The 19792-nt window shown below is 64.2% G+C and carries 20 protein-coding genes and 1 pseudogene; 15 read left to right on the plus strand and 6 right to left on the minus strand.

The window, feature by feature from the left end; all coding sequences use genetic code 11:
* Positions 1-14 precede the first annotated feature (14 nt).
* Together gatD and GRS80_RS16930 are read left to right on the plus strand one after the other, a co-directional pair.
* Positions 15-1286 (plus strand): Glu-tRNA(Gln) amidotransferase subunit GatD, encoded by a 1272-nt coding sequence (gene gatD / locus GRS80_RS16925; protein ID WP_160048584.1) that lies wholly within the window; start codon positions 15-17, stop codon positions 1284-1286.
* Between the two features lie 127 nt (positions 1287-1413).
* Positions 1414-2337, plus strand: coding sequence for a GNAT family N-acetyltransferase (locus GRS80_RS16930; protein ID WP_160048585.1), 924 nt, complete (start codon positions 1414-1416; stop codon positions 2335-2337).
* A 9-nt stretch (positions 2338-2346) separates the two neighbouring features.
* On the opposite strand, the gene GRS80_RS16935 is transcribed toward GRS80_RS16930, so the two are convergent.
* Positions 2347-2628 carry a ubiquitin-like small modifier protein 1 gene (locus GRS80_RS16935; protein WP_160048586.1) on the minus strand — a complete coding sequence of 94 codons (282 nt, stop codon included), beginning with the start codon at positions 2626-2628 and terminating at the stop codon, positions 2347-2349.
* Between the two features lie 249 nt (positions 2629-2877).
* On the opposite strand from GRS80_RS16935, the gene GRS80_RS16940 reads away from it, so the two are divergent.
* From GRS80_RS16940 to GRS80_RS16955, 4 genes and pseudogenes are all read left to right on the plus strand, one after another.
* On the plus strand, positions 2878-4065 hold the full coding sequence (locus GRS80_RS16940) for an NAD-binding protein (RefSeq protein ID WP_160048587.1): 1188 nt from the start codon (positions 2878-2880) through the stop codon (positions 4063-4065).
* Positions 4066-4335: 270 nt separating this feature from the next.
* Entirely contained in the window at positions 4336-4860 is a 525-nt protein-coding gene (locus GRS80_RS16945) for a helix-turn-helix domain-containing protein (protein WP_160048588.1), read from the plus strand.
* A gap of 167 nt (positions 4861-5027) precedes the next feature.
* Positions 5028-5872 (plus strand): annotated as a pseudogene (locus tag GRS80_RS16950) (AzlC family ABC transporter permease).
* Positions 5865-6182, plus strand: a complete 318-nt coding sequence (locus GRS80_RS16955) for an AzlD domain-containing protein (protein WP_160048590.1) — start codon at positions 5865-5867, stop codon at positions 6180-6182. Before GRS80_RS16950 ends, GRS80_RS16955 begins: the two are co-directional and overlap by 8 nt.
* A 73-nt stretch (positions 6183-6255) precedes the next feature.
* Here the strand turns inward: GRS80_RS16955 and GRS80_RS16960 are convergent, their stop codons facing one another.
* Positions 6256-6711, minus strand: coding sequence for a GNAT family N-acetyltransferase (locus GRS80_RS16960; RefSeq protein ID WP_160048591.1), 456 nt, complete (start codon positions 6709-6711; stop codon positions 6256-6258).
* A 110-nt stretch (positions 6712-6821) separates the two neighbouring features.
* Positions 6822-7466, minus strand: coding sequence for a deoxyribose-phosphate aldolase (deoC, locus tag GRS80_RS16965; RefSeq protein WP_160048592.1), 645 nt, complete (start codon positions 7464-7466; stop codon positions 6822-6824).
* Between the two features lie 71 nt (positions 7467-7537).
* Between deoC and GRS80_RS16970 the strand changes: the two genes are divergently transcribed.
* The 5 genes from GRS80_RS16970 (at position 7538) to GRS80_RS16990 (ending at position 11830) form a co-directional block, all read left to right on the plus strand.
* Positions 7538-8566: a ribose 1,5-bisphosphate isomerase gene (locus GRS80_RS16970; protein ID WP_160048593.1), complete on the plus strand. Its 1029-nt coding sequence runs from the start codon at positions 7538-7540 to the stop codon at positions 8564-8566.
* Positions 8567-8652: 86 nt separating this feature from the next.
* Complete coding sequence (locus GRS80_RS16975) at positions 8653-9474, plus strand: DUF63 family protein (protein WP_160048594.1); 822 nt, start codon at positions 8653-8655, stop codon at positions 9472-9474.
* Positions 9475-9617: 143 nt separating this feature from the next.
* The gene (locus GRS80_RS16980) at positions 9618-10499 is read left to right on the plus strand and encodes a PfkB family carbohydrate kinase (RefSeq protein ID WP_160048595.1); all 882 of its coding nucleotides are present in this window, start codon (positions 9618-9620) and stop codon (positions 10497-10499) included.
* A gap of 226 nt (positions 10500-10725) precedes the next feature.
* Positions 10726-11025, plus strand: coding sequence for a HalOD1 output domain-containing protein (locus GRS80_RS16985; protein ID WP_160048596.1), 300 nt, complete (start codon positions 10726-10728; stop codon positions 11023-11025).
* 76 nt (positions 11026-11101) lie between these two features.
* Entirely contained in the window at positions 11102-11830 is a 729-nt protein-coding gene (locus GRS80_RS16990) for a nucleoside phosphorylase (protein ID WP_160048597.1), read from the plus strand.
* Between the two features lie 44 nt (positions 11831-11874).
* On the opposite strand, the gene GRS80_RS16995 is transcribed toward GRS80_RS16990, so the two are convergent.
* Together GRS80_RS16995 and GRS80_RS17000 are read right to left on the minus strand one after the other, a co-directional pair.
* Positions 11875-12669, minus strand: coding sequence for an HNH endonuclease (locus tag GRS80_RS16995; protein ID WP_343161620.1), 795 nt, complete (start codon positions 12667-12669; stop codon positions 11875-11877).
* Positions 12670-12707: 38 nt separating this feature from the next.
* Entirely contained in the window at positions 12708-13442 is a 735-nt protein-coding gene (locus GRS80_RS17000; RefSeq protein ID WP_160048599.1) for a DUF547 domain-containing protein, read from the minus strand.
* A 115-nt stretch (positions 13443-13557) separates the two neighbouring features.
* Here GRS80_RS17000 and GRS80_RS17005 point away from each other — a divergent pair, with 115 nt between their 5' ends.
* Entirely contained in the window at positions 13558-14577 is a 1020-nt protein-coding gene (locus tag GRS80_RS17005; protein ID WP_343161621.1) for an AI-2E family transporter, read from the plus strand.
* A gap of 240 nt (positions 14578-14817) precedes the next feature.
* Complete coding sequence (locus GRS80_RS17010; RefSeq protein ID WP_160048600.1) at positions 14818-15234, plus strand: universal stress protein; 417 nt, start codon at positions 14818-14820, stop codon at positions 15232-15234.
* A 1076-nt stretch (positions 15235-16310) separates the two neighbouring features.
* On the opposite strand, the gene GRS80_RS20855 is transcribed toward GRS80_RS17010, so the two are convergent.
* Complete coding sequence (locus GRS80_RS20855) at positions 16311-16871, minus strand: hypothetical protein (RefSeq protein WP_235019815.1); 561 nt, start codon at positions 16869-16871, stop codon at positions 16311-16313.
* Between GRS80_RS20855 and GRS80_RS20860 the strand changes: the two genes are divergently transcribed.
* The gene (locus GRS80_RS20860; protein WP_343161622.1) at positions 16872-18560 is read left to right on the plus strand and encodes a PAS domain-containing protein; all 1689 of its coding nucleotides are present in this window, start codon (positions 16872-16874) and stop codon (positions 18558-18560) included.
* Between the two features lie 204 nt (positions 18561-18764).
* The gene (locus GRS80_RS17020) at positions 18765-19745 is read left to right on the plus strand and encodes a MoxR family ATPase (RefSeq protein WP_160048602.1); all 981 of its coding nucleotides are present in this window, start codon (positions 18765-18767) and stop codon (positions 19743-19745) included.
* Positions 19746-19792: the final 47 nt, after the last annotated feature.

Below are 19792 nucleotides of genomic sequence, written 5' to 3' on the forward strand. Positions count from 1 at the left end.
CGCAACGCCCACGCATGAATCCAGGCGACCGCGTTCGCGTCGACCGCGCAGAGCGCACGTACGAGGGCGTGTTGCTCCCCTCGAGTACGGACGATCACCTCGTGGTGAAACTCGAGGGTGGCTACAACGTCGGCGTCGACCGCGCCGAAGCCGACGTCGAGGTGCTCGCGGAGGACGTCTACGAGATCGACGGGACCGATTCGGTAGGCGACAGCGACGAGGCCTCCGAGATCGCGTTCGACGACGACCTCCCGACGATTTCGCTGATCTCGACCGGCGGAACGATCGCCTCGACGGTCGACTACCGTACGGGTGCCGTCACGGCTCAGTTCGACGCCGAGGACGTCCTCCGGGCGGTCCCGGATCTCGCCGGCCGGGCGAACTACCGCGGGCGCGTCGTCGCGAACATCCTCTCTGAGAACATGGAGCCGCCGATCTGGCGGGATCTCGCCGAGGCGGTCTACGAGGAGATCGAGGCCGGTGCCGACGGCGTCGTCGTCATGCACGGCACCGACACGATGCAGTACTCCGCGTCGGTCCTCTCCTTTGCCCTCGAGACGCCGGTGCCGATCGTTTTCACCGGGAGCCAGCGTTCCGCCGATCGACCGTCGTCGGACAACGTGATGAACGCCGTCTGCGCCGTCGAGGCCGCAAAGAGCGGCTGCGCGGAGGTGCTGGTCTGTATGCACGCCTCCGAGTCCGACGACGTCTGTGCGCTCCACCGCGGGACCCGCGTCCGGAAGAACCACACCTCTCGCCGAGATGCCTTCGAGACCGTCGGCGCGGAACCACTGGGAGCGGTCGACTACGACGCACTCTCCGACGACGGGAGCGACGCGATCGAGTTTCGCCGTGAGCACAGAAAGCGCGGCGAGGCGGATCTCGCCATCGACGCCGACCTCGAGAGCGACGTCGAACTGCTGAAGTTCACGCCCGGAATGAATCCCGCCTTCCTCGACGTCGTCGAGGGGTCGGCGGGCCTCGTACTCGAGGGAACGGGACTCGGACACGTCCACACCGACCTCATCCCACGGATCGAAGACCTGATCGAGGGCGGGACGACGGTCGTGATGACTAGTCAGTGTCTCGAGGGTCGGGTCTGCGACCGGGTCTACGACACCGGCCGCGACCTCCTCGAGGCGGGCGTAATCGAGGCCGGCGACACCCTCCCCGGAACGGCGAAAGTCAAACTCATGTGGGCACTCGCGAACGCCGAGGACGTCGAAGAAGCCATGCAAACCTCGCTGGCCGGCGAGATTCAGGAGCGGTCCGTTCCCTGGGAGTAGACACGAGCGAATCGGGGATCGAACTCGAGTGCAACTGTGCGCTCGAGTTTCGTGATCGCGTTCTCGAACACTGATCGTTCGACCACCCGCCACGATACCGATCGCTCGACCACAAACCATCTCATCGATGAACATCAGGCGAGCGACACACGACGATTACGAGGCCGTCGTCGAGATGACGAGCGATATCTGGGCGCATCGCGGCGGTGACTACCTCCCCGACATCTACCACGACTGGCTCGAGGACGAGGACGACCCCGAGACGAAGACGTTTCTCGCGACGATCGACGGCGACGCGGCCGGGATCGTCCAGGCGAGGTTGCTCTCGCCCGAGGAAGCCTGGTTCCAGAGCCTGCGGGTCGACCCCGACTACCGTCGGCGAGGGGTGGCCCGCCGACTCACCGAGGCCTGTTTCGAGTGGGCGCGCGACCGCGATGCCCGTGTCGGCCGAGCGATAATCTTCTCGTGGAACGTCGCCTCGCTCTCGATGGCGCGTGCGATCGGCTTCGAGCCGGTGACGGAGTTCCGGTTCGCCTTCTCCGAACCGGACCGCGATGCGTCGGGCCCGGGAGAACACGCCGTCTCGAGCGATCCGACGGCGGCGTGGCGCTACTGGATCCGAAGCGACGCGTGCGAGCACCTGCGGGGACTCGGACTCGCCCCCGAAGAATCGTGGGCGATGCGCGAGATAACGTCCGCCGATTTCGATCGGTTCGCCGACGAGAGTGCCGTCCTCGTCGTCGAAGACCCGAACGGGACCGTAGGAACCGCCTACCGGTCCCGAACGTTTGATCGACGGACCGACCGGGGCGAGGAAGAAACCGTCGCCGAGTACGGCGTCGGCGCCTGGGACGACGTCGACGCGGCGCGTTCGTTGTTCGCCGCGATGGCTCGAGACGCCGCGACACTCGAGGCGGACCGAATGCGGATCGCGATCCCCGAGACGGCTCGGTTCGTCAGCGACGCGGCAGCCGCTGGCGCCGAACTCGACGAGGAGCCGGATTTCGTCCTCGGAATCGACCTCACGGAGCGGTCGCCGATGGACCGATAACGGAGCGCCTCAACCGCCGCTGACCGGCGGGAACAGCGCTAGCTCGTCCCCGTCGCCGAGTTCGGTCTCGAGCCCGTCTTCCTCGACGAGGACGTTCGTTCCGTTGCGCAAGACGTTGACCTGCGATCGGAGTTCGCCGTCCTCGAGCACCCGGTCTGCGAGTTCGGGACGGCCGTCGAGCAACTGCTCGAGGGCGTCCCCGACGGTGTCTCCGGCCGACGCCTCGACCGTAACGTGTCTGTCGCCCGCGTGTTCGGCGAGGTCGGCGAACAGTTTCCACTCGGTGGACATAGGTGGCGGTATCGGTGCCGGAGGCAAGTAGCTACCGCTCCTCGAGCCGTGATACGGATTGCTGTAACGGTTTACCGGTGAAACCACAGACGGCTCGTGGTTTCGCCGGTAACGATTTACAGCAGACCGTATGAGACAGGTCGCCTCGGTTCGCGTCGGCCGCGGACGCCTCGACTCCCGGTGAGAAACGCGCCGAATTCGGTGAGGAAAACGGCGAATCTTAACTGGTGGGGCGACCCAACGGGTCGTATGGTCGTGGCCGAGACACTCCGAAGCCGGCTGCCCGAGAACTGGCAGCGGGTGCTCACGACACGAGCGGCGATCGCGCTGGCACTCGCGGTCGCCTTGCTCTCGGTCGCGACGGCACTGTTCAACATCGGCGTCGCACCCCCCTACGAGCCCCTCGATCCGTACATTCCGGATGTCGTCCAGCAGACGGCCCGGTTTACCGGTGCGGTGACCGGGTTCATGATGGTCGTCGGCGCGCTCGCGCTCAGACGCGGACTGCGCGTCGGCTGGTGGATGACGATCCTCTTGCTTCCCCTGACCGCCGCTCAAGGATTTCTCCAGGTGAGCCAGTACTCGGTGCCGCTGATCGTCCTCTCGCTCGTGTCGATTCCGATACTGTGGCTCACCCGCGACCGCTTTAGCAAAACCCTCTCCTTGAGTACGACGCAGATCGCGGCCGGCGCTGCACTCGTCGGCGTCCAGGCGTACGGAACCATCGGTGCGTACGCGCTCCGCGACGATTTCGAGGGAATCGAGACCCCCCTCGACGCCTTCTACTTCACGCTGATTACCTCGAGTACGGTCGGCTACGGCGACATCACGCCGAACCTCGGGTCGATCGACGCGCGGCTGTTCACGATGTCCGTCCTGGTCCTCGGCGTGTCCAGTTTCGGCCTGGCGGCCGGGGTTCTCCTCGGTCCGGCGATTCAGGCGCGGATCACGAAAACACTCGGAATCATGACCGAATCGGAACTCGAACTGCTGAGCGACCACGTTCTGGTGCTCGGCTACGGCGAACTGACCGAACCGATCGTCGACGAGCTCGCGGACAACGACCGGGAGTTCGTCGTCGTAACTGCCGACAACGACGCGACCGACGCGCTCTCTAGACACGACATCCCGGTCATCATGGCTGACCCTAGCGACGAGGATCCACTCCACCGCGCCAAGATCGAGCAGGCATCCGCAGTTCTGGTCGCGACGAACGAGGACGCACAGGACGCACTGACGATCCTCACGGCCAGACAGCTCGCCCCCGACACGCACATCGTCGCCGCTGCGACCGACCGCGAGAACACGAAGAAACTCGAGCGGGCGGGCGCCGATACGGTCATCAGCCCGGCACTGATCGGCGGTCACCTTCTCGTCCGATCGGTGCTCGGCGGCGACGATTCCGAGTTGATCGATCGGATCCTCAACGAGGAGTAGCGCGCCGGCTGATACGGATTGCTGTCCCGGTGTACCGGCGAATCCGCGACCAGTCTGCGGGTTCGGCGGTACTAACTGACAGGAAACCGTATGATAGGGATACCGTCGCCGACTTTCGGGTCCTCGACTCAGCCGCCGGAACTGACGGGCAGTAATCCGTACTAGAGCCGTGCGTCGAGGTACTCCGCCATGATCCGGTAGGCGCGAATCGAGCGTCGACACCGGAACGGAGGGAAGGATTTTACTCGAGTCGAAAGAATGAGACGAGCGATGGCGATCCCGACGTGGCTGTGGCCGACGAACACCGAACTCGAGCGGGGAGAGACGAGTCCACCGGACGCCTCGGCGTCCGCCGGTTCGAGTTTGGGATCGTCTCGACCCACATCACGGTCTCCACCCGCGTCGCCCCGGCCGCCGTCGCGAACCACCGGGCCCGAGACCACGCCCGTCATCGAACGCGAACCCGAACCCGATCACGAATCTGAACCTGGTTTCTGGTGTGCCACCGAAGACGACCTCGAGAACGGTTCCGAACCCGACCTCGAGCGCGCTTCCGAGGAGTTCGAACTGCTCGCGAGCCCGGTTCGACTCGAGATCCTGACCGCGCTCGCCGACCGCGACCGGCCGCTCCGGTACTCCGAACTGCGAGCGCGCCTCTCGATCCGGGACAACGGCAAACTCAACTATCATCTGCGAACGCTCGAGGAGCTGGTCGACGGGAGTGACGACGGCTACGCGCTGACCGAGCGGGGCCGACGGCTGCTCGAGGGAGTTTCGATCCCCGATCGCTCCTGACCGCCCAATCGCAGTAGGGAACCCGCCGACGCGCCGACGAACGGCTATCCACCGATGCGCCGACGAACGGGGACCCGCCGAGGCGTTGGCGAACGTTTCGATCACATTAGAGAACGGCTCTTCTCCGAGATATTAGGTGTCTCGAGGCTCCTGTGACGGACGGTAGGATGGAGTCTCGAGGCGAACGCGAGCGAACGATCGACGAAGCGTCGGAGCGGGTCACGTTCACCCCCGCCGGCGCGCGCGAGGGATTTCTCGAGTGTCTGCCGACGCGGTCGGCGTCGCGAGCTACGGCGTCGTCTTCGGCGTTCTCGCCGTCCAGGCGGGGTTGAGCGTCGCCGAGGCGACGCTGATGAGCGCGACCGTCCTCGCGGGTGCGGCGCAGTTGATCGCCGTCGACCTCTGGGCGGACGCGGCCGCCGTTCCCGTCGTCGCGGTCCTCCTCACGACGGTGCTCGTGAATCTGCGGTACCTGCTGATGGGAGCGGCGCTCCGGCCCTGGTTCGGGACGCTGTCGCCGCCCGCGGCCTACGGGAGCGTCTTCTTCACCGCCGACGAGAACTGGGCGCTGACGATGGGCGCACTCGCCGAGGACGCCGACGGCTCGAGGGCTGTCCGCGGGGCGTACCTCCTCGGGAGCGGGTTCGCCATCTGGCTCCTGTGGGTCGCGGCGACGGTCGTCGGCGGCGTCGCAGGCGACGGCATCGGCGACCCCTCGCGGTACGCCCTGGATTTCGTCTTCGCCGCGGTGTTCGTCGCCACCGCCGTCGAACTCTGGGACGGTTCCGGTGACCTCCGTCCGTGGGCCGCGGCGTTCGCCGTCACGCTGGCGAGCGCCGCCGTCCTTCCTGGCTACTGGTACGTGCTCCTCGGTGCCTGCGCAGGTTGTGTCGCGGGAATCGCAGGCGGTGCAGACGGAGGTGATGCGGACGGAGGTAGTGCAGGTGGAGGTGGTGCGGGGGGAGGTGGTGCGGACGACGAGTGTGCGGGGGGAGGTGGTGCGAATGAGTGAGTCCCCGCTGGCGCTCGAGCCGCTGGTCGTCGCGACGATTCTCGCGATGGCGCTTCTGACGTACGCCACGAAAGCCGGCGGCCTCTGGCTCGTGGGACGGATCGACCTCCCCGAGCGGGCCGAGACCGGGTTCGAACTCCTGCCCGACGTGATCGTCGTCTCCATCGTCGCCGCCGAGTTGCTCGAGGGCGGGCCGGCGGAGTGGCTCGGCGGGGCCGTCGTCGCGCTCGTCGCCTGGAAGACCGAGAACCTCCTGCTCGCGCTGCTCGCAGGAGTGGCAACGGTGCTCGTGGCCCGGCACGTCGGGTGACCGCCGAGAGGCTGGGCGACCACCGAGAACGGCTCCACGTCGACAGTACCACACTCGAGCGACTCTGGTCGCGTTACCGGTCGAGGCGTCGACTCAGTAACACGGTGCGATCGTCGAGGTCGAACCCCCGTTTCTCGTAGAACGCGTGAGCGGGGGTATCACGGAGGGTCAACAGGTAGATGGAGTCGACGCCCGCCCGACGAAGCGCCTCGGCGAGGTGGTCCATCAACGCCGTGGCGACGCCCCGTCGCTGGTGAGCGGGGTCGACACACAGCTCCCTGACGTAGAACTTCGACCCGTCGTCCCACCACTCTTCCGTTCCGACCACCAGCCCGGCGAGGTCGTCCTCGAGCCGGGCGGCGTAGCCGCGAGCACCCGGCGTCTCGAGGAGCTGTGAGAGCCGCGTTCGTGCCGTCTCGAGCGTCCACTCGTCGTCCCACGGTGGCTCGTTGAACGCGTCGCGATAGAGTCGCGCTCCATCCGCCAAATCCGCCGACTCGCCCGGAAACGCCTCGATCGTGGGTGTCATCGGACGTTCTTGGAAGCCGGCCACTAAAATCGTCGGGATGGTGTGGGTTCACGACGCACACCGAACGGCAGATTCGACGGCGAAGACGAACGAACTACCGAACCGACGTCCTACGCCGACGGATCGGGCGCACCCTCGAGGATCTCGACGCCGCTCGAGGCACCGATCCGTTCGGCACCGGCCTCGAGCATGGCGACCGCCTCCTCGTAGCTGCCGACGCCACCGCTGGCTTTGACGGGGAGGTACTCGCTCATCAGTTCGACGTCCTCGAGGGTCGCGCCGCCGTCGGAAAAGCCGGTCGAGGTCTTGACCATCGCGGCGTCGGCGGCGACGGCGGCTTCGCAGGCTCGGTGTTTCTCTTCCTCGGAAAGCAGTGCGGTCTCGATGATCACCTTCACCGGGATCGGAACCGCGGCGACGACCTCCGCGAGTTCCGCGCGGATCACGTCGTCCTCGCCGGCTTTCAGCCGGCCGACGTTGATCACGACGTCGAGTTCGTCCGCGCCGGCCTTCCAGGCCAGAACGCCTTCGCGGCGTTTCACGTCGTGGTCGTTCTGGCCGTGGGGAAAGCCGACCACCGTCGCGAGGGTGACTTCCGGCGCGTAATCGGTCGCCTCCTCGATCGCGTACGGCGGGATACAGGCGTTCATCCCGTACGTGTCGGCGTCGTCGAGGACGGCCCTGACGTCGGCGGTCGTTGTCTCGGGTCCGAGGACGGTGTGGTCGATCAGGGGGGCGAGTTCGGTTCGGTCCATAGCGGACCGACTCGCCGAACCATCAAAAATCCGCCCGGTCGCTTTTGTCCCACGGAGTGCAAAGGGTCGACATGGAAGACGACCCGCCCGGCGTCGACCCCGTCGTCGACGCCACCGCAACCGACATCGCGGAGATGCGGATCCGCGGGGCCGCAACGATCGCCGACGCGGCCGCCGAGGCGCTTGCGACCCACGCCGAACGATCGGAGGCCTCGAGTCCGGAAGCGTTCCGCGCGGGGATGCGCGCCGCCGCCAGACGGCTCTATGAGACGCGGCCGACCGCCGTCAGTCTCCCCAACGCACTACGGTACGTCCTCCAGGGGATGGACGGCGAGACCGTCGCCGACCTTCGATCGTCGACGATCGCCAGAGCCGAGGCGTTTCGCCGGGATCTCGAGCAAGCCCAGGCCAAACTCGGCGAGATCGGCGCGAACCGGCTGCGGGACGGCGACGTGGTGATGACTCACTGTCACTCGACGGACGCGCTGTCGTGTATCGAAGCTGCCCTCGAGGACGGCAAACACGTCGAGGCGATCGTCAAGGAGACCCGGCCGCGAAAGCAGGGTCACATCACGGCCGAGCAGTTACGCGAGTGGGATGTCCCCGTGACGCTGATCGTCGACAACGCGGCCCGTCGGTACCTCGATGACGCGGATCACGTCCTCGTGGGGGCCGATAGCATCGCCGCCGACGGGAGCGTCATCAACAAGATCGGCACCAGCGGCCTCGCAGTCAACGCCCGCGAACGTGGCGTGCCCGTGATGGTCGCGGCCCAGACGATCAAACTCCACCCCGACACGATGACCGGCCACACGGTCGCGATCGAGATGCGCGACGAGAACGAAGTCCTCTCGACGGACGAGCGATCGGAGATTACGGGACTCGAGGAAACCGACGGGCGGTCGCTCGAGGATGCCAACGACCGGGGACTCGAGGAGGTCGACGACGGACTGATCGTCGAGAACCCCGCCTTCGACGTCACGCCGCCGCGACACGTCGACGCGATCGTGACCGAACGAGGGCAGTTCCCGCCGGAGAGCATCGTGACGCTCATGCGGGAACTGTTCGGGGAGACGATCGGGGAGCCTTGGGAAGCCTGACGCCGCCGTTCGACCCGCTGGCCCCACGGAATCGGCGACCGTTGCGGATCGGAACATGTTAGTCTCTGGCACGTTCCTCTCATCGTATGGTGCTTCCAGAGGGGTTCGTGCTCCCGCCGTGGTACCTCCTCGTCCCGCTTTTGGCCGTGCTCTTCGGCGTCGTTGCGCTCCTGTGGTCGCTCGAGCCGCCGGTGACTGATCGAACCGTCCTCGCGTTCGCGCCGTGGATGATGGTGGGCGCGACGCTTCACGTCTTCTATCGCCGCGAGATGTACCCGGACGTCGTCGCCGTGTTGTTCGCCACGCCGAGTGTCTACCTGGTGACGGCCACCGTCGCAGGGTTGCTCTGGATCGTCGGACTCTTCCTCCAGGCGGGCGGAATATGGAAGACTTCCGACAGGTTTCTGGGCGGGATCGGCGCGGGGGTCTTCGTCGCGGCCGTGTCGATACTCGTCGCGACGAGCGTCGGGACCGGAACGTTTCGGCCGCTCTGGCTCATCGTCATCGTCGTCCTCACGGTCGTTGTCACCGCACTGACGTGGTTCGGACTGAGCATCTGGTTTACCGACGTCGCCGCGGTCACGGGGGCAACGGGCGCTCTCGTCGTCTTCGGACATACGCTCGACGGCATCTCGACGGCCGTCGGCTACGACTTCCTCGGCGCCAGAGAGGAAGTGCCAGCCTCGCGGCTGATCCTCGAGGCCGGGGGGGCGCTTCCGACGGCGGAGTTCATCGGTGCCGGCTGGCTGTTCGTCCTGGTGAAAGTGGCGCTCGCAGCGGTCATCCTCGGGCTGTTCCGGGAGTACGTCGAAGTCGAGCCGAAACGGGCACGACTCGTCCTCGCGTTCATCGCGGCGATCGGTCTCGGGCCGGGCGTCCACAACGTCTTACTGTTCATGGTCGGCTGATACGGATTGCTGTACCGATGTACCAGCGAAACCGCAGACGGGTCGCGGGTTCGGCGGTAACGACGTACAGTAAACCGTATGAAGGGAGCCGTTCACGGTCGCCTAGACTTTTCTCACACGCCGTCGTTTGTGCCGACAACCGAATGGTCGATGTGCTCACTGCCGGTCACGTCAACTGGGACGTGACGCTTCGCGTCGATAGGCTCCCCGAACCCGACGGCGAGTCGGCGATCCGATCACAACGACAGTCCGGCGGCGGCAGCGCCGCAAACGTCGCCACAGCCCTCTCCGGTCTCGGTCTCGAGGCCGGTCTCGTCGGGAGCGTCGGCGACGACGACAACGGACTGCTCGCCCGCCGAGAGCTCGAGGACGCCGGCGTCTCACTGGACGGGCTTCGCGTCGTCCCCGACGCGGACACCGTCGTCAAGTACCTGCTGGTCGACGACGGCGGCGAGGTCGCAGTGTTAGGCAACGACGGTGTCAACGAGGCGGTCGGTCCCGAGGATCTCGACGAGTCCCGGATTCGAGACGCCGATCACGTCCACCTCACGAGCCAGCGACCCGAGACGGCGGCCCGAATCGCGACGGTCGCGAGCGAAGCCGGTTCGACGATCAGTTTCGATCCCGGACGTCGGCTCGCAGACCGCGACTACGGCGAGACGCTCGCAGCCGCCGACGTCCTCTTTGCAAACGACAGGGAGGTCGCGGCGCTTCTCGAGGACGAGTACGTCGGCTCCGCGTTCGGCGACCGCGTCCTCGTCGTCAAACACGGCTCGGACGGAGCGAAGGTCCACACGCCCGACGGGTCCTACGATCACCCAGGGTTCGACGTCGACACGGTCGACACCGCGGGAGCCGGCGACGCCTTCGCCGCCGGCTTCATCGCGAGCACGTTCGCACACGACGACGTCGAACGCGCCCTCGAGTACGCAAACGCCTGTGGCGCGCTCACGGCGAGACGGGAGGGAGCTCGGAGCGCGCCGACGGCCGAGGCGGTTGCGGCGTTTCTCGGCGATCGGTACTGATACGGATTGCTGTCCCGGTGGACCGGCGAACCCGCAGACGGGTCGCGGGTTCGGCGGTACCGACTGACAGTAACCCGTATGACAGGGCGTATCGTCGCCAACCGAACGTGACCCGACAGCTGTGACACTATCACACGCTCTCTCAGCACGTGCCGTCTGACGATATCTATATGCGTCGGGCCGTTGGCCACTCGAGTAGACAGTCACGGAAACGTGACGGAGAGACATGACCGAACGAACGATACGCGAGTCGAATGGCCGTGCGGTTGGTCGGCGCGTCCAGTACGAGTACGAAGCGGACGAACCGCCGAGCATCGCCGTGACGATGGCGTTGGCACAGTATCGGGGCGAGGATGCGACGCAGATGTCGACTCACCTCTACGATTACGTCGACCCGGAGGCGCTCGACGCGATCGTCGACGGCTCCGGGGAGGGCAATCGATCGGCACGGCGTGTCGAGTTCGCAGTCGGCGAAACGACGGTCGTCGTGAGACCGTCCCGCGTCGAAGTGTTCACGACCGAGTGATCGACCCGCCCGACCGTCGGTAACCGAACGCCTCGGCTCTCGAACCTTTTTTCTCGCCGCCCGGAGAACGCGAGATATGGCAACGCAACCGCACCTGCTGGTCGAGGAGGGAGAGCTCACCGACGTCGCGCTCGTTCCGGGCGATCCCGGACGCGTCGATCGGATCGCAGACCACTGCAACGAGGCGGAGACAGTCTCGCAAAACCGCGAGTACAAGGTCGTCAACGCGAGCTACGACGGCCGCGAACTGACGATCTGTTCGACGGGGATCGGCTGTCCGTCGGCTGCGATCGCGGTCGAAGAACTCGCGAACGTGGGCGTCGAGACGGTTCTCCGCGTGGGGACGACCGGCGCGCTCCAGTCGGGAATCGAGATCGGCGACATGATCGTTGCCACCGGCGCCGCGAAAAACGAGGGGACGTCGAAACGCTACGAGGACGTCGAGTACCCTGCCGTCCCCGACTACGAGGTCCTCTCGGCGCTGGTCGACACCGCTGAGGCCAGAGACGAGGACGTTCACGTCGGCCCTATCGCCTCCGACGACGCCTACTACGCCGAAACCGACGCGTACGTCGCCGACTGGGAAGCCGCCGGCCTGCTTTCAGTCGAGATGGAAGCCGCCGCGCTCTTTACGCTCGCCCGACGCCGCGGTCTGCGCGCCGGCGCGATCTGTACCGTCGACGGCAACCTCGTCGAGGGCACCCAGAAGGGAACCGACACCGAAGACGACGAACTCCCCGAGAAGGCCAAGAACAACGTCGGCCGCGCCATCGACATCGCGCTTGATGCGACGACGACGCTGTAGCTCGGTTTCGCCGGAACGCCTCGAGAAGCGCCGGCCGTCGAAGCTTAGCCTCGGAGCGCTTCGGCGACCGCCGTCGTCCGTCCCGTCAGCGATTCGGTCGTCCCGGAGGCCGCCTGTAGGGCCTCGTTGATTGCCTCGAACAGTCGGTGAAAGGCGACGTCCTCGCCGGGTTCGGGCCGCCAGTCGTCGGCGTCGCGATACTCGAGGCCGCAGGTCGGACACTGCGATTCGCCGTCGACGATCGGGTCGAAACAGCCGTGACAGCGCCCGACGCCGGCCGCCACGGACTCACCGAGCGCGACGATGCCACGCAGTTCCGACTGGAGTTTGGTTCCGCCGCCCCGGAACGCGGCCAGTGGCTCGGCGACCGTGGGTTCGAGATCGGCGTCGTCGACGGCGTGGAGGTGATCGAGTCGGGAGTCGACGGAATCGATGGCGAGGAGGACCTCACGGCGGGCCTGGACGTACTCGGATCCCAGGTCGTCCCCTTGCTCGCTGATCTCGAGTTCGCTCGGAAGTTCGGTGGCGAGCGAGGCGAAAGCGGCGACCGCCGAGACCGTCACGCCCTGGCGTTCGGTCGTCTGTCGGACAAGGTCGAACAGGGCGTCGTCGTCGAGTTCAACGTCTTCGTCCGGGTCGGACTCGAGGGAGAGGAGACAGGGCGAGCAGACGGTGACGAGCGCGCTCTCGTGGACTGGTCCCGTTTCCGGGACGTCACCGACGGGGTACAGCGCCAGCCCGTTGGGGTCCTCGTCGGCACCGGTCTCACAGCGACGACAGACGCGTTCGTCGCGTTCGAACACGGCGTCGGGATCGCCGTGTCGGCTGGAAGTGGTCACGAGCGAGCGAAGACGGGGAACTGACAAAAGTACTCCGGCTACGGTCGCAACTCGTCGTGCTCGAGATCGAGGTCGAACTCCGGTTCCCGATTCGATCGAACGTATCTGAGCGACGGCGACGCCCCCGCCGGAACGGCGTTGTACTCCCGGAGGAAGGAGACGATCCCGCGTCTACCGCCGAAGTCCCCCCGGTATCGCCGGAAGAGCCGCGGGATCGTCGCGACCTCCTCGTCGGGGTCGTACTCGGTGTTTTCCTCCAAGTACCACTCGACGGCGATATCGAGTTCCTCGTCGACGTTTTCCGGGGAGTAGACCGTGATCGGCGGGCAGTTCTCTCCCCCTCGACCGAGCGCGAAGTGGATCCGCGGGTCACACTCCTCGAGTCGAAACTGTCGCTCGAACGACGAGGGGAACGGCTGCGGCAGGTAGCCAAGCCCCCACGGCAGTTTCGAGCGACGGAGGAGTCCGTGTTCGATATCGTTGAGGCTCAGCCAGACGCCGCTGACGGGGACCCGATCGCGGGCGAAGAACTTCCAGCGGTCGATGACACCGCCAGACAGCAGCGAGGACTCCTCTTCGAGCAACAACTGGCCGTAGGCGTTGTAACAGTTGAGCCAGAACGAGAGCTTCTGCTCGCGACCGGCGAGCCCCCGTTCGAGTCGGGGTCGCTCGAGCGTCGCGAGGTGCTCTCGGAGCCAGTCGGTCTCGCCCTCAGTTTTGACCGTATAGAGGAGGTCGCCCGCAAGCGAGAGCGGATCGAGCTGGGTCGACATTCGATGTAGAATTCGCGAACCAGACCCTTGAAGGAGTGTGGCGACTGAATACGACAGTCTCGTCTTCGAACAAATTACGCCCGGTTTTATCGTCCCGAACGTTGTCGGTTCCCGCGTGAACCGCAGCAAGGGCGTTCTCCTCGCAGTCGTCGTGATCTTCGCATATCTCTCCTGGCAACTCGTCGTTCCCTTTCTCCAGTACGTCCTCGGTGCAGTTCTAATCGCGTTCGTCCTCTACCCGCTCCAGGAGCGACTCGAGCGGGTGAGTTCGCCCGGAATCGCGGCGTTCGTCCTCGTCGTCCTCGCGATCGTCGGCTTCATCGTTCCGTTCGTGCTGGTCGCGCTCGTGGTCGCCGACGACGCCGCCGACATGGTCACATCGGTCGATCCACAGGACCTACAGATCGCCGACCTCGAGGAGTGGATCGCGTCGGAAACCGGGATCGAGGTCGACGTGACCGAAACGGTCGCGGACTCCGGCGAGCAGATCGGGTCGATTCTCGTCGATCAGACGACGGCGTGGATCAGCACGATCACGCATACGCTGATCGGATTCGGCCTGACTCTCTTTTTGCTCTACTACCTGCTCAAGGAGGGGGATCGACTGATGGCGTGGATCCGAGATCGAACGCCGCTGCCGTCGGACGTCCAGGAGGACTTCTACGGCGAACTCGACGAGGTGATGTGGGCCGTCCTCGCAGGCCACGTACTGATCGCGATCGTCGAAGGCGCTATCGCGGGCCTGGGGCTGTTCGCGACCGGGATTCCGAACGCCGCGTTCTGGACGTTCGTCATGATCGTCCTCTCGCTCGTGCCGCTGATCGGTGCCTTTCTGGTGTGGGGCCCCGCGGTCCTCTATCTGTTCGCGACCGGCGAACCGCTGTTGGCGATCGCGCTCGCCGTCTACAGCGCGATCGTCGTCGGCGTCGCAGACGACTATCTCCGGCCGATCGTCGTCGACCGGTACGCCGACCTCAGCCCGGCGATCATCATTCTCGGCGTCCTCGGCGGTATCTACGCGTTCGGTATCATGGGGCTGTTCTTCGGCCCCGTCGTCATCGGCGCGCTGATCGCGACGGTCGACGTCGTCGACGAACACTACTGGCGACTCGAGGGTGACGCGGAGGGAACGTAGCGCCAGCTGATACGGGTTCCTGTTCCGATGTTCCGCGCACCCGCTCCGGGTCGCGGGTGCATCGACACTGGCCGACAGGAAACCGTATGACACCGACAGCGCCACGGTGGACTCGCCCGTCGGCGGATAGTAGAACCGAATCCCGTGGCGACCGCGACTCGCCCCGCGATCTCACCGGCAAACAGGTACGACATCCCGTATGACACCACAGATTATAGTACTCGGGATCAAACGATCGGTATGGAGATTCTAGTTCCACTCGACGACTCCGAACCGGCGAGAGAGGCCCTCGAGTTCGCCGCTCGAGAACACCCCGACGCGACGATCGTCGCCGTACACATCATCGATCCTGGAACGATGGCCTACGGCGAAGGCTCGGTCTACGCCTACGACGCGTTGCTCGAGGCCCAGCAAGAACAGGCGGCAAAACTGTTCGAAGAGGCAGCCGACCTCGCCTCGGCCCACGACGTGAGCCTCGAGACGGAGACCACCGTCGGGCGACCGGGTCGGGAAATCGTCGCGTTCGCCGACGAACGCGACGTCGATCGGATCGTGATCGGCAGCCACGGCCGGTCGGGTGCCTCACGCGTCCTGCTCGGTAGCGTCGCCGAACACGTCGCTCGCCGGTCGCCGGTACCGGTGACGATCGTCCGGTGAGACGCGATCCGTCGGTCACGGTCGACGGTGATCTGACCGGGACCGACCGACTGCACGAGACGGGGCGTACGCCGCCCCCGCGAGGAGACCGACGCCGACGGCTGCTAAGGATTAGCAGGGAAAATCATCGTTTTGCTTCAGTTCTCTCAAGAGACTGATAGAGATACGGTGATGAATACAAGGCGCGTATGCAGCACTGTGGCGGTTAGTGGTAGTGAACCACGTAGTGGCTGTGGGAGTTAATTATTGAATACTGTGCTATCTTCCACAATGAACGGGGCTTTTCACCCAAGTAGTCCAGAATTACTAACTGTCGGCATGTCTTTTGTATCCACAAGAAGAACACGATGGACGGGGATTCTAACGCAGATACTACAAGGGGTTTTCAAGCGATTGGTGGTGAGTCGAAGAGTGTCTACGAAGTAATCGTCCGCGAAATGGAGGATGCTGTCTTTTTGATCGATGTTGAGCAGATGGACGATGACTACACGTTCACGTTCCGACGAAACAACGCCTCACACCAAGAGGTGACGGGTCTTTCCGAAGACGAATTACGTGGACAAACACCACGGGAACTGCTTGGCGACGAACAGGGCGCGACCGTCGCAGCGAACTATCGCCGCTGTGCCGAACAGGGGGAGACGATCCAGTATGAAGAGACGCTCGAATTCCCAGCTGGAAGGAGTCACTGGCAGACGAAACTCACCCCGATCACCGATGGCGAGCAAGTAACCCAGATCGTCGGCGTCGCTAGGGACATCACAGAGCAAAAAGAACAACAACAGAAGCTACAACAACTCGACCGTCAGTTCCAAACCGTCCTTGAAACCATGTCTGCGGCGGTATTTCTGAAAGATGCCGACGGCCAGTACCTGCTGATGAATCGGGCGTGCCGGGACCTGTTCAACGTAGACGACGAGGAGATCGCCGGGCTCACGGATGACGATCTCTTCCCGCCAGAGATAGCCGAAAAGGCGAGAAAAGACGACCGGCAGGTTATTGAGAACGGTGAGATGATCGAACTCGAAGAGGAACTCCCAACGGCCACAGGGAACACTGTCCGACTCACTCGAAAATCACCAGTGTATGCCGAAAACGGAGAGATCGTGGGACTTTGTGGCGTCTCGACAGACATCACCGAGCAGAAACAACGGGAACGAGAGATTACTCGTTTTAAAGAACGGTTCGAACTTGCTGTCGAGGGCGCGAACCTCGGGGTCTGGGACTGGGACATGACTACCGACAAGGTCGAGTTCAACGAACAGTGGGCTCGGATGCTCGGACATTCCCTCGACGAGATTGAACCACATCTCGAGGAGTGGGAACAGCGCGTCCATCCCGACGACCTTGATGCCGTCGAGGAGGCGCTGGACGAACATATCGCAGGCGAAACGGATCTGTACGACACGGAACACCGGATGCGGACCGCCGACGGCGACTGGAAGTGGATTCGAGATATCGGAAAAATAGCCGAACGCGACGAAGATGGCGAACCGGTCCGGGCCGTTGGCATCCACCTCGACATCGATGACCGGAAGACATACGAGCGCCAGCTCGCAGAGAAGCGGGAGATGTTCACGCAAGGTCCTGCGGTCGTCTTCAAGTGGCGGGAAGCAGAGGGCTGGCCGGTCGAACACGTGTCCGAGAACGTCGAAGAGGTACTGGGCTACACGGCAGACGAATTACAATCAGGTGCGGTGCAGTTTTCCGAGATCATTCACGAGGAGGACCGCGAGCGCGTGATGCAGGAGATCGCCGACAACAGCACCGAGGGAACCGAACAGTTCAGCCACGAACCCTACCGGATCGTCACCCCCGACGGGGCCGTGCGATGGGTGCTCGATCACACCCGGAACATCTGGAAGGATGGCGAGATAATCAATCGTCTGGGCTATCTCGTCGACATTACGGAGCACCGGCAGAACGAGATCTATCTCCAGAACGCACAGAAGGTCGCCGATATCGGGTGGTGGCGAAAGGAGATCCCGTCCGACGAAATCTACTGGTCCGAGCACGTCTACGACATGTGGGAAGCTGACGGTGAAATCGGCTATCTCGACCACGAGCGGTTCCTCGATTTCATCCACCCCGAGGACACAGACCGGGTTGACCAAGCTTGGCAGGCCGCACTCGACGGTGAACCGTACGACATCGAACACCGGATTGTGACCGGTGACGGCGAGGTCAAATGGATGCGGGAGGTCGCTGAATTCACACGCGATGAGACCGATGACCCGATTGAGGCAGTCGGCATCGTTCAGGACATCACCGAACGAAAAGAGCGTGAACGTGAACTCGAATACTACGAACGGGTAATTAACACGTTCGGTGATATAGCGACTGTGATTGATTCCGAGGGAGAGATCACGTATGTAAGCCCCTCAGTGGAACGAGTGCTCGGATACGACCCCGAAGACCTCGTCGGCCAGAATGGATTCGAATATCAGCCATCGGAGACTGTAAAGGCCGTCGAGGAAGCAATCGAATACGTCATTGAGTATCCCGACGAGTCCCAAACTGTCCAGACCAAGTTCCGCCGGGCGGATGGCTCATGGTGCTGGATCGAGGCAACAATACAAAACCAGCTTGAGGACGACCTCATCGAAGGGCTACTCGTGAACAGCCGCGACATTACCGAACGCAAAGAATACGAACAAACTCTGGAAGAACAGCGTGACAATCTGGAGATACTCAACCAGATTGTCCGTCACGATGTCCGTAACCAACTCCAGCTCGTGCTCGCGTACGGCGACATGCTCGAAGACTACGTCGAAGACGACGGTGAGGAGTATCTTCGACATGTTCTCAAGGCCGGTCGTGAAGCTGTCGGAATCACCCAAACCGCTGGCGAAATCACCGAGGCAATGCTCAGCTCGGAGACCGATCCGACTCCGGTGAATCTCCGCCCGGTTCTCGAAGCCCAGATCGAGCACGTGCGAGAGAACCACGAACGTGCCGTTGTCTCCACAGAAGGATCACTCCCGGATGTAGCGGTGCTGGCTGACGATATGCTAGAGTCGGTGTTCCGGAATTTGCTGAACAACGCTATCGTTCACAACGACAAGGAGCTTCCCGAAGTCACCGTTTCGGCGACGACTCACGAGGAGGTGATTCGGGTTCGTATAGCAGACAACGGGCCGGGGATTCCTGACCAGCAGAAAGACCAAATCTTCAACCAAGGTGAGAAGGGCCTCGACAGTGAGGGGACTGGAATCGGGCTGTACCTTGTCCAGACACTCGTTGACCGCTACGGAGGGGCTGTCTGGGTTGAGGACAACGATCCCGAAGGCAGCGTGTTCATCGTTGAACTACGCCGTGAACAGTAGGCGTAATACTTATTAGATATCTAGCAATTGGCGATCAGAATGTTCGTTCTTCTACTGCTGCATACACGCTCTATATTCATCACGCCGGGGAAAACGTATCAGTGGCCTGCCACACCGAAACGTACGAGACTCGACGCTACCCACCTATGAATTTTCCGCTCGAGTAGCGGGAAATATAAGTCAGCACAGGTACGGGTTGACCGTATGTCAGTCCCCGATGCCGCGTCGACGGCCGAGGCAGTCGTCGACGAGGTTCTCTCCGCCGTCGTCGCCGACCGGACCGTCCTCGAGGAGATCACTGCCGGGGTGCTCGCCCGCGGGCACGTGTTACTCGAGGACGTCCCCGGCACCGGGAAGACGCTTACGGCCCGGTCGTTCGCGACCGCACTCGGCCTCGAGTTCTCCCGAATTCAGTTCACGCCGGATCTGATGCCCTCCGACGTCACCGGATCCTACGTCTTCGAGGAGGACACCGGCGAGTTCCGCTTTACTCCCGGCCCGGTGTTCGCGAACGTCGTGCTCGCAGACGAGATCAACCGCGCCCCGCCGAAGACCCAGTCCGCCCTGCTCGAGGCGATGGAGGAAGGACAGGTGACCGTCGACGGGGAGACACACGACCTTCCCGATCCGTTCGTCGTGATCGCGACGCAGAACCCCGTCGAACAGGAGGGGACGTTCGAACTGCCCGAAGCCCAGCGCGACCGGTTCATGATCAAGACCTCGCTTGGCTACCCCGACGCCGACGGCACGCGCGAGTTGATCGACCGCCGGGCCGACCGCGACCGGCCCGACCCCACGGTCGAACCGGTCGTCGGCCGCGAGGACGTCCGCGAGTTACAGGCCGTCCCCGAGTCGGTCACCGTCGAGGGCCAGATCCGCGATTACCTGGGCGAACTCTGTCGAGCCACCCGCGAGGACGGCCGCGTCGACGTCGGTGTCTCCCCGCGGGGCGTCCAGCGGTTGTTCGAGGTAAGTCGCGCACGTGCCGTCCTCGACGGCCGGGAGTACGTCGTCCCCGACGACGTCAGACGCATCGCGAAGCCGGCGCTCGCCCACCGACTCGTGTTGAACCCGGAAACGAGCGTCCACGGAACGTCCCGGCGGGCGGTCGTCGACGCCGTCCTCGAGACCGTCGAGGTGCCGGCGATGGAGCCACCCGAGGGGTCGGCGTCGCCGCCCCAGTAGGTCCCGTCGACCCGTTTTACTGTGTATTCACCACTCTCGACCCGTTC

Source organism: Natrialba sp. INN-245 (genome assembly GCF_009807105.1).
Lineage (GTDB): Archaea > Halobacteriota > Halobacteria > Halobacteriales > Natrialbaceae > Natrarchaeobius > Natrarchaeobius swarupiae.